At 64.3% G+C, this 8,125-nt stretch carries 9 protein-coding genes; 6 read left to right on the top strand and 3 right to left on the bottom strand.

The genetic code is table 11. The annotated features are described in order from the left end of the window. From EOA24_RS19905 to EOA24_RS19895, 3 genes are all read right to left on the bottom strand, one after another. A partial coding sequence (locus EOA24_RS19905) for a maleylacetate reductase (protein ID WP_133374555.1) occupies positions 1-699 on the bottom strand: 699 nt, incomplete at its 3' end. A 176-nt stretch (positions 700-875) separates the two neighbouring features. Next, positions 876-1,868, bottom strand: coding sequence for a cell division protein FtsZ (gene ftsZ / locus EOA24_RS19900; protein ID WP_042647517.1), 993 nt, complete (start codon positions 1,866-1,868; stop codon positions 876-878). Between the two features lie 218 nt (positions 1,869-2,086). Further along, positions 2,087-3,127, bottom strand: coding sequence for a proline racemase family protein (locus tag EOA24_RS19895; RefSeq protein ID WP_126081838.1), 1,041 nt, complete (start codon positions 3,125-3,127; stop codon positions 2,087-2,089). Positions 3,128-3,227: 100 nt separating this feature from the next. Here EOA24_RS19895 and EOA24_RS19890 point away from each other — a divergent pair, with 100 nt between their 5' ends. From EOA24_RS19890 to EOA24_RS19870, 6 genes are all read left to right on the top strand, one after another. Further along, positions 3,228-4,187, top strand: coding sequence for a dihydrodipicolinate synthase family protein (locus tag EOA24_RS19890; protein ID WP_126081837.1), 960 nt, complete (start codon positions 3,228-3,230; stop codon positions 4,185-4,187). Positions 4,188-4,348: 161 nt separating this feature from the next. Then, positions 4,349-4,501: a hypothetical protein gene (locus EOA24_RS41690; RefSeq protein WP_189354044.1), complete on the top strand. Its 153-nt coding sequence runs from the start codon at positions 4,349-4,351 to the stop codon at positions 4,499-4,501. Beyond that, the gene (locus EOA24_RS19885; protein WP_126081836.1) at positions 4,498-5,208 is read left to right on the top strand and encodes an SDR family oxidoreductase; all 711 of its coding nucleotides are present in this window, start codon (positions 4,498-4,500) and stop codon (positions 5,206-5,208) included. Before EOA24_RS41690 ends, EOA24_RS19885 begins: the two co-directional genes overlap by 4 nt. Before the next feature lie 11 nt (positions 5,209-5,219). Further along, positions 5,220-5,969: an SDR family oxidoreductase gene (locus EOA24_RS19880; protein ID WP_126081835.1), complete on the top strand. Its 750-nt coding sequence runs from the start codon at positions 5,220-5,222 to the stop codon at positions 5,967-5,969. A 78-nt stretch (positions 5,970-6,047) separates the two neighbouring features. After that, positions 6,048-6,995, top strand: coding sequence for a LysR substrate-binding domain-containing protein (locus tag EOA24_RS19875; protein WP_127409993.1), 948 nt, complete (start codon positions 6,048-6,050; stop codon positions 6,993-6,995). 175 nt (positions 6,996-7,170) lie between these two features. Continuing rightward, a partial coding sequence (locus EOA24_RS19870) for a hydantoinase/oxoprolinase family protein (protein ID WP_133374554.1) occupies positions 7,171-8,125 on the top strand: 955 nt, incomplete at its 3' end.

The raw sequence follows: 8,125 nt of genomic DNA, 5'->3' as shown, positions 1-8,125 counted from the left end.
GACCGAGCCGAGGCAGATGCCGCAGAGCCAGGCGCCGTAAAGCGCCTCGGAACGCGCGTCGCGGTCATGCGGGTTCCCGGCAATGACCGGCAAGGCGCTCACCAACGCGCCGATGGCTTCGGTGGCCATCAGATTTATCACCGGGTTGCTTTCCCTGGCATAGAGCGCCTCGACCGCATGGGCGATGGCGTTCATGCCGCTTGTTCCCGACAACGAAGCGGGAAGCGTCATCGTCAGGTCGACGTCGTAGATCACCACTTCCGGCAGCACCTTCGGGCTCGATTGGGTGACCTTCACGCCATCTTTCGTCTCGCCGAGGATCGGCGTCATTTCCGAGCCGGCATAGGTCGTCGGCATCACAATCTGCGGCAGGTCGGTGCGCAAGGCGATCGCCTTCGCGAGACCCGTCGTGGAGCCGCCGCCGACCGCGACCAGCCCGTCGGCCTGGAGTTCCGCCGCGACCCGCAGCGCGTCCTCGGTGACGGACACCGGCGTATGCATCGTCGCTTTGGCATAGACGCCGGCTGCCCTGTCGCCGAGGAACTCGGCATGGCGCCGGGCATCGGCCTCCCGCGGCGGCGTGGCCAGGACCAGCACACGTTTCAGCCCGAGCCGGTCGATCTCCTCCGGGAGCCTTGCGATCGTGCCTGATCCGAAGACGACGCGTGCTGGCTGGGCGTTGTAGACGAAGCTTTTCATGTGAGCCTCTCCCGTCAGCCGCGACTGTATGCCGTGGCATGAAAGTTAGCGACGAAGAGGCGCGCGTGTAAGTGCGCAGGCTGTCGAAATCTGGCGGCCAGGGATCTATTCGCCGTCGGAAGCTGGCATCAGCCTATTTGCGCCGCGCCATCGGCGCGCTCGAGAATCGCGGTGGGTCAGGCGATCCTCTGCTCGAACTGCATCACGCTCGCGCTCTTGCGCAGTCCCGTCGCGACGACCGACACACGGAACTTCCCGGCCAGGGACTGGTCGAAGATGGCGCCGACGATGATGTCGGCATCGGCGTCGACCTCCTCGCGTATCCTCGTCGCGGCCTCATCGACCTCGAACAGCGTCATGTCCATACCGCCGCTGATCGACACCAGCAGCCCCCTGGCGCCCGTCATGGAGGCTTCGTCCAGCAGCGGATTGGCTATCGCCGCCTCGGCTGCCGTTCTTGCGCGTCCCTCTCCGGAGGCCTCGCCCGTTCCCATCATTGCCGGGCCCATGTCCCGCATCACCGATTTCACGTCGGCGAAATCGAGATTGATCAGGCCTTCCTTGACGATGAGATCCGTGATGCAGCCGACGCCCGCGTAGAGGACGCGATCGGCCATGGCGAAAGCGTCGGCGAAGGTGGTCCTGGCGTCGGCGACCCGAAACAGGTTCTGGTTCGGGATGACGATCACGGTGTCGGCGCTTTCGCGCAGGCGTTCTATGCCTTCCTCGGCCGCCTGGGTCCGGCGCTTGCCTTCGAACGTGAAAGGCTTGGTGACGACGGCCACTGTCAAAATGCCGGCATCGCGCGCGGCGCGCGCAATCACGGGCGCGGCACCCGTCCCGGTGCCGCCACCCATGCCGGCGGTGATGAAGCACATATGCGTTCCCGCCAGATGATCCATGATCTCATCGATGGATTCCTCCGCGGCCGCACTTCCGACCTGGGGCAAGGACCCGGCGCCCAGGCCCTCGGTGACATGCGCGCCCAATTGGATCAGCCGCGACGACTTTGACATGGTGAGCGCCTGGGCGTCGGTGTTGGCGACGACGAACTCGACGCCCTGCAGACCTTCGGCGATCATGTTGTTGACGGCGTTGCCGCCGGCACCGCCGACCCCGACGACGGTAATCTTGGGTCTCATCTCCAGGATTTCCGGCTTGGCGGTCATTTTTTCATCTTTCTACCGAAAGCGCCCGCTGCTCCGCCGCACGACGATGCGGAACCGGAGCAACGAGCACACGAATCAGGTGATCCCCACCAAGCGCAGGGAATCAGAGCGGGCGCCTCCCTGCAAGTCCGCCGAGCATATGCAAGCGCAATGCCCCTGCGTTTGAACAAAAAGGCTCCGGGTGCCCGAGCTCCAAGGCGACGCCGTTGCAAGAAGTTCTATTGCGTCACCGAGGTCGAGGTGCCCCAGGTGTCCGACAGCACATAGCCTTGCGGATAGGGATCTGTCGGATCGAGATAGTAGTTGTGCTCGCCGGTGATCCAGGCACGGCCGGTGATCTCGGGAACGATCGCCTTGCGTCCGGCGATTTCGGTCAAGCCGACAATTCTGCCGGTGAAGCGCGAGCCGATGATCGATTCATGGATCAACACCTCCCCTTCCTTCATCTGGCCCCGCGCGTGCAGCACGGCCATGCGGGCCGAGGTGCCGGTCCCGGTCGGGCTGCGGTCGGAACGGCCGGGCGAGACGATGCAGGTGTTGCGCGTGACCTTGCCCGGCCCCTGGAACGGCATGGCGAACTGCACGATCGAGACACCGCGCACATTGTCGAATTCAGGATGGACGACATCGAGCTGCTCGCGCGCGGCGCGGCGAACCTTCTCGCCGGCCACGGCCAGTTCGCGCGCCTCGTCGGGCGTAACCGATAAACCTAGCGCGGGTGCATCGACGATGGCGTAGAACATGCCGCCGTAAGCGATGTCCACCTTCAGCGTTCCCAGCCCCTCGACCTCGATATTCGCGTCGAGGCGTTCGGCGAAGGCGGGGGCGTTGCGGAAGGTGATCGACAGGCATTTGCCGTCGCGGCATTCGGCGTTGACCTCGATGACGCCGCCCGGCATATCGAGCTTGAAGCGTGTCTCCGGCTCCTGCATCGGCACCATTCCGGTCTCGAGCAGCACCGTGGCGACGCAGATCGTGTTGGAGCCCGACATCGGCGGGTATTCGGTCGGCTCCATGATGATGGCGCCCGCGGCGCAATCCTCGCGCGTCGAGGGCACCAGGAGATTGACGTGGCGGGCGACGCTGCCGCGCGGCTCGCAGATCAGCATGCGCCTGATATGATCGTGATCGCGCTCCATCGCGATCATCTTTTCCATCATCGTGCGGCCTGCCGGCGGCAGCACGCCGCCGACGATGACGTCGCCGATCTCACCCTCGGCATGGCAGCTGACGACGCGGATGCTGGTCCTGCTACGCATTGTTCGTTTCTCCCTGTCGGCCGCCACTATCCGCTTGGCAAGCGGTGCTGCTTCGGGACAAACTGATCAATCTGCGTGCCAGCCTCAAGGAGAATCCCAAATGACCGCCAACGTTTTTTCCGGCTGCATGCCGGCGCTGATGACGCCCTGCACCGATGACCGGCTTCCCGACTTCGACGCCCTGGTGCGCAAGGGACGCGAATTGATCGCTGCCGGCATGTCTGCGGTCGTCTATTGCGGCTCCATGGGCGACTGGCCGCTGCTGAGCGACGAGCAGCGCATGCAGGGCGTCGAGCGCCTGGTGAAGGCCGGCGTGCCGGTGATCGTCGGTACCGGCGCCGTCAACACGGCCAGCGCCGTGGCTCATGCTGCGCATGCGCAGAAGGTCGGCGCCCGCGGCCTGATGGTGATCCCGCGCGTTCTGTCGCGCGGTCCGTCGGTCACCGCGCAGCGCCATCATTTCAAGGCGATCCTCTCAGCCGCCCCCGACCTGCCGGCGGTCATCTACAACAGCCCCTATTACGGTTTTGCCACGCGCGCCGACCTCTTCTTCGCGCTGCGCGCCGAACATCCGAACCTTGTCGGCTTCAAGGAGTTCGGCGGCCCGTCGGATCTGCGCTACGCGGCGGAGAACATCACCAGCCGCGACGATGAGGTCGCGCTGATGATCGGCGTCGACACCGCCGTCTTCCACGGTTTCGTCAACTGCGGAGCCTCCGGCGCGATCACCGGCATCGGCAACGTGCTGCCGAAGGAAGTGCTGCATCTGGCGGGCCTCAGCCAGGCCGCGGCGAAGGGCGACGCCGAAGCGCGCCGGCTTGCGCAGGAGCTCGATGCCGCGCTCGCCGTGCTGTCTTCGTTCGACGAAGGCCCGGACTTGGTGCTTTATTTCAAGCACATGATGGTGCTGAAGGGTAATCCCGAATACAGGCTGCACTTCAACGAGACCGATGCGCTGACCGACAGCCAGCGCGGCTTTGCCGAAGCACAGCTCAAGCTCTTCGACACTTGGTACGCCCAGTGGTCGAGGCAGCCCGCAATGGCACGTTACGCGGCCTGAGCGGACCTGAGACCGGGCGACCTCGCCTTCACAAGATGAAAGACCGCTGTCGGCGGGTCCACCACGCGGGTGGGAAAGCTATGTTTTTGTTCGATCGGCCGGCAGGAGCTCCTCTCCGGCACGCCGAAAGCATTGTATTTCTTTGCTTTACGGCGTTGAAAATGGCGCAGCTGGCGTGGAACGTTCAAACGCCACACCAGCTTTCGAAAGTTCATCTTTCCTTTTTGCTGGTTTTCTTGGTTTCGCGGCGCTGGCCCGCGCCGCAGACTGAAATCCAGGCAAATGGGAAGCCGCAAATGGGGAAGCCCAAGTGACGACAGCCTTCATCACCGGGGCGACGAGCGGGATAGGACGCGCGATCGCGATCGCCTTGAGCGATGCCGGCTATGAGGTCTACGCGGTCGGCCGCAGCAAGGCGGCGCTGAAAGAACTGCAGGCCGAGCGGCCGGGCATCGTGCCGATTGCCGTCGACGTCACCGACCGCGAGGCGCTGGAATCGGTGCTGGCGGATCTCACCATCGATGTGCTGATCAACAATGCCGGCATCATGCCGCCGCTCGGCAATTTCGCGGACATGAAGATCGCCGACATCGACGCAACGCTGGAGGTGAACCTCAGCGCCGCTATCCTGCTCACCCGCCTCGTCGTGCCGCAGATGCGCGAGCGGCAGTCGGGCCATATCCTGTTCACCGGCTCCGTCGCCGGCCACACGGCATTTTCCAACATCGCCGTCTACGCAGCCACCAAGGCGGCGATCTCCGGCTTTGCCGGTGCGCTGCGCGCCGACCTGTCGCCCTCCGGCATACGCGTCACCGAGATCGTCGCCGGCCGCGTCGAGACGCAGCTCTACCAGGATATCCTCGACGCCAAGGCGCGCGCCGCCATGTACGCCAGCAAGGTGGTGCAGCCCGATGACGTGGCCAGGATGGTCGTCGCCGTGCTCGCGCTGCCGGCATGGGCCGACGTCACCCGTTTCGACATTATGCCGACATGGCCGACCTCGCCGAGCGGCACCAAGTAAGGGATAGTGGAATGAAGGATCTTTCCGTTCTGATCGTTGGCGGCGGCGCCGGCCTCGGCGCCCTCCTGGTCAAGATGGCTGTCGAGGCCGGGGCGGCCAAGATCGGCATCATCGACATCAACCAGGAAGCGGCGGAGAGCGCGCTCGATCCGGCAAGGGCCAAGGGCCTGCCTGTCGCCACCGCGACGTGCGACATCCAGATCGGCCCGCGATGCCATGCCGCCTTCGATGCCATCGTGGCCAAGCTCGGTCGCGTCGACACGCTGATCAACTGCGCCGCGATCTATCCGCGCCGCCCGCTGCTCGAGATCACCGACGCCGATTGGGACGCCTCCAACGGCATCAACATCAAGGGCACCTACCACATGATGGTGGCAGCGGTTCGCCACATGCAGACGCAGGAGCCGAAAGCCGAGGTGCGCGGCCGCATCGTCAATCTGACCTCGGTTGACGCCTTCAAGGCGCATCCCCAGAACGCCCATTATGCGGCGACCAAGGCAGCCGTCGTCAGCCTGACGCGCTCCTTTGCCCATCACGTCGCCAAGGACGGCATCCTGGTGAACTCCGTGGCGCCGGCCGGCATGGCCACCGAGAAGGCGAAGGCCCTCGGCTTCCTGGAAGAACTGGCCAAGGCAAGCCCGCTCGGGCGCGGCGCCGAGCCGACCGAGATTGCCGAATGGGTGTTGATGACCGGAGGTCCGAAGAACACCTACATGACCGGCGAAAACGTCATTGTTTCAGGTGGTTACATCTACGCTTAGAATCATTTCGATAGCCAGCGGCTGTTGAGGTTCGGCGGTGCATGATACGGGTCTCGAACGGAAGGAGGCGGACTTACGATGAGCGGCAAGCTTCGCCTTCCTTCGCTCAATGCGCTTCGCGTCTTCCACGCCGTCGCGCAGCACAAGAGCTTTAGGCAGGCTGCCGACGAGCTTCTGGTCACGCCGCAGGCCGTCGGCCAGCAGATCAAGCTGTTGGAAGACACGCTGGAGGTGACGCTGTTCGAGCGCAAGGGCCGCTCGATCGAACTGACCGAGTCGGCGATCCTTCTTTCGCATTACGTGAAGGCCGGCTTCGAGGAGTTTTCCGAAGGCGTTCGTCGCGTCACCAAGTCGAACCACCGGGACCGCATCAACCTCAACGCCAGTCCATACTTCGCCACGCACTACCTGCTGCCGAGGCTGTCGCTGTTCCGCGAGATACTGCCTGGCGCCGACCTGCGCCTGACGACGATGGTCGACCTGCCCGACTTCGGTCGCGACGACATCGACATGGCGGTGCAGTGGGGCTACGGCAACTGGCCGGACTATGAGGTGACGCTCCTGGTGCCGGACCCGAAGATCATCTGCTGCACGCCGGCGATCGGCGAGAAGATCAAGTCGCCGCAGGACCTGACGAAGTTCACGTTGCTCGACACGGTCAAGTCGAAGCGACTGTGGCCGGACATATTGCGGCACCTGGGCGTGGCGCTGACCGACGGCGACCGCAGCGTCAGCTTCGACGATGCGGCGACGATGCGCCGGGCGACCCTGCAAGGCATCGGTGTGGGCCTGGTCTCCGTGATCGACGCCGAGGAGGACTTCCGCTCCGGCGCGCTGGTCGCGCCGATCGGCCGCGAGGCCATTGCCGATATGCGGCCGGAAGAAGTTCCCGGGTTCTATCTCGTCGTTCCGCGCGGGCATCTGCGCGTCAAGCCCGTGGCCGCGCTTCATCGATGGCTGGCCCAGCAAGACTGGCGCAGCGACCTCAAGGTTTCCCTGCCGAAACCGACTCCGCTTTCGGACTGACAAGTGCCGCGAGACCAACGTTCCGGCGCGGGAGACAGGAAAGAAGAACTTTCGAATGAGCTGCATTTCTTGATTTCGCATCGGCCCGCTGGAGTTCAGGTATAAGCCGAAAGGCAAGCCCGGTTCGCTTGCCGCTAAGTGTGTGACGCAGCATTCTCTTCCCTGAGGCCATGGCATGACCTCCCGAGCAGACGACATCCGCCTTGGCGCGGACATTGGCGGCACTTTCACCGACATCGCGCTCGATGTCAGGGGAGAGATGTTTTCAACCAAGGTGCTGACCAATTATGCGGCGCCCGAGCAGGCGATACTTGACGGCATCGACATGGTCATCCGCGATGCCGGCATTTCGGCGGCCGAGATCGGCATCATCATCCACGGCACCACGCTTGCCACCAACGCGCTGATCGAGCGACGCGGGGCGAAAACCGCTCTGGTCACGACCGAAGGTTTTCGCGATGTGATCGAGATGCGGACGGAAAACCGCTTCGAGCAATATGATCTCAACCTGCAACTGCCGACGCCGCTGATCCCGCGCGAGCACCGCTTTACCGTCAAGGGCCGCATCGGCGCCGAGGGCCAGGAACTGCAGCCGCTCGACGAAGCCACCCTCGAATCGATCGCCGACCGGATCGCGGCCGGCAATTTCGGCTCGGTGGCGATCGGTTTCATCCATGCCTACGCCAATCCGGACCACGAGCGCCGGGCGCGCGAGATCCTCTCCAGGAAGCTGACTATTCCGATTTCGATCAGCGCCGAAGTCTCGCCGCAGATGCGCGAGTTCGAGCGTTTCAACACGGTCTCAGCCAACGCCTATGTGCGGCCGCAGATGGCCGACTATCTCGCGCGCCTGCAGACACGGCTGAAAGACATGGGCGCCGAGTGCCCCGTCTTCATGATCCATTCGGGCGGCGGCCTGATCTCGGTGGAGACCGCTTCGGAATTCCCGGTACGGCTGGTCGAGTCCGGCCCGGCGGGTGGCGCGATTTTCGCCGCCGATATCGCCCGTCGCTTCGGCCTGGAAAAGGTCGTCTCCTACGACATGGGCGGCACCACCGCAAAAATCTGCCTGATCGAGGATTTTGCGCCGCGCACGGCGCGAACCTTCGAGGTGGCGCGCACCTATCGCT

Origin of the sequence: Mesorhizobium sp. M2A.F.Ca.ET.039.01.1.1, assembly GCF_003998035.1 — a bacterium.
GTDB lineage: Bacteria > Pseudomonadota > Alphaproteobacteria > Rhizobiales > Rhizobiaceae > Mesorhizobium.
The sequence above is the reverse complement of the archived record's forward strand: the minus strand, read 5'-3'. Positions and strand labels throughout refer to the sequence as shown.

What these genes read in the sequence shown, in the direction of transcription:
- EOA24_RS19875 (WP_127409993.1), top strand. Translation starts at nt 6,048, where the DNA reads ATGAGCGGCAAGCTTCGCCTTCCTTCGCTCAATGCGCTTCGCGTCTTC.
- EOA24_RS19895 (WP_126081838.1), bottom strand. Translation starts at nt 3,127, where the DNA reads ATGCGTAGCAGGACCAGCATCCGCGTCGTCAGCTGCCATGCCGAGGGT.
- EOA24_RS19880 (WP_126081835.1), top strand. Translation starts at nt 5,220, where the DNA reads ATGAAGGATCTTTCCGTTCTGATCGTTGGCGGCGGCGCCGGCCTCGGC.
- EOA24_RS19890 (WP_126081837.1), top strand. Translation starts at nt 3,228, where the DNA reads ATGACCGCCAACGTTTTTTCCGGCTGCATGCCGGCGCTGATGACGCCC.
- EOA24_RS41690 (WP_189354044.1), top strand. Translation starts at nt 4,349, where the DNA reads ATGGCGCAGCTGGCGTGGAACGTTCAAACGCCACACCAGCTTTCGAAA.
- ftsZ (WP_042647517.1), bottom strand. Translation starts at nt 1,868, where the DNA reads ATGACCGCCAAGCCGGAAATCCTGGAGATGAGACCCAAGATTACCGTC.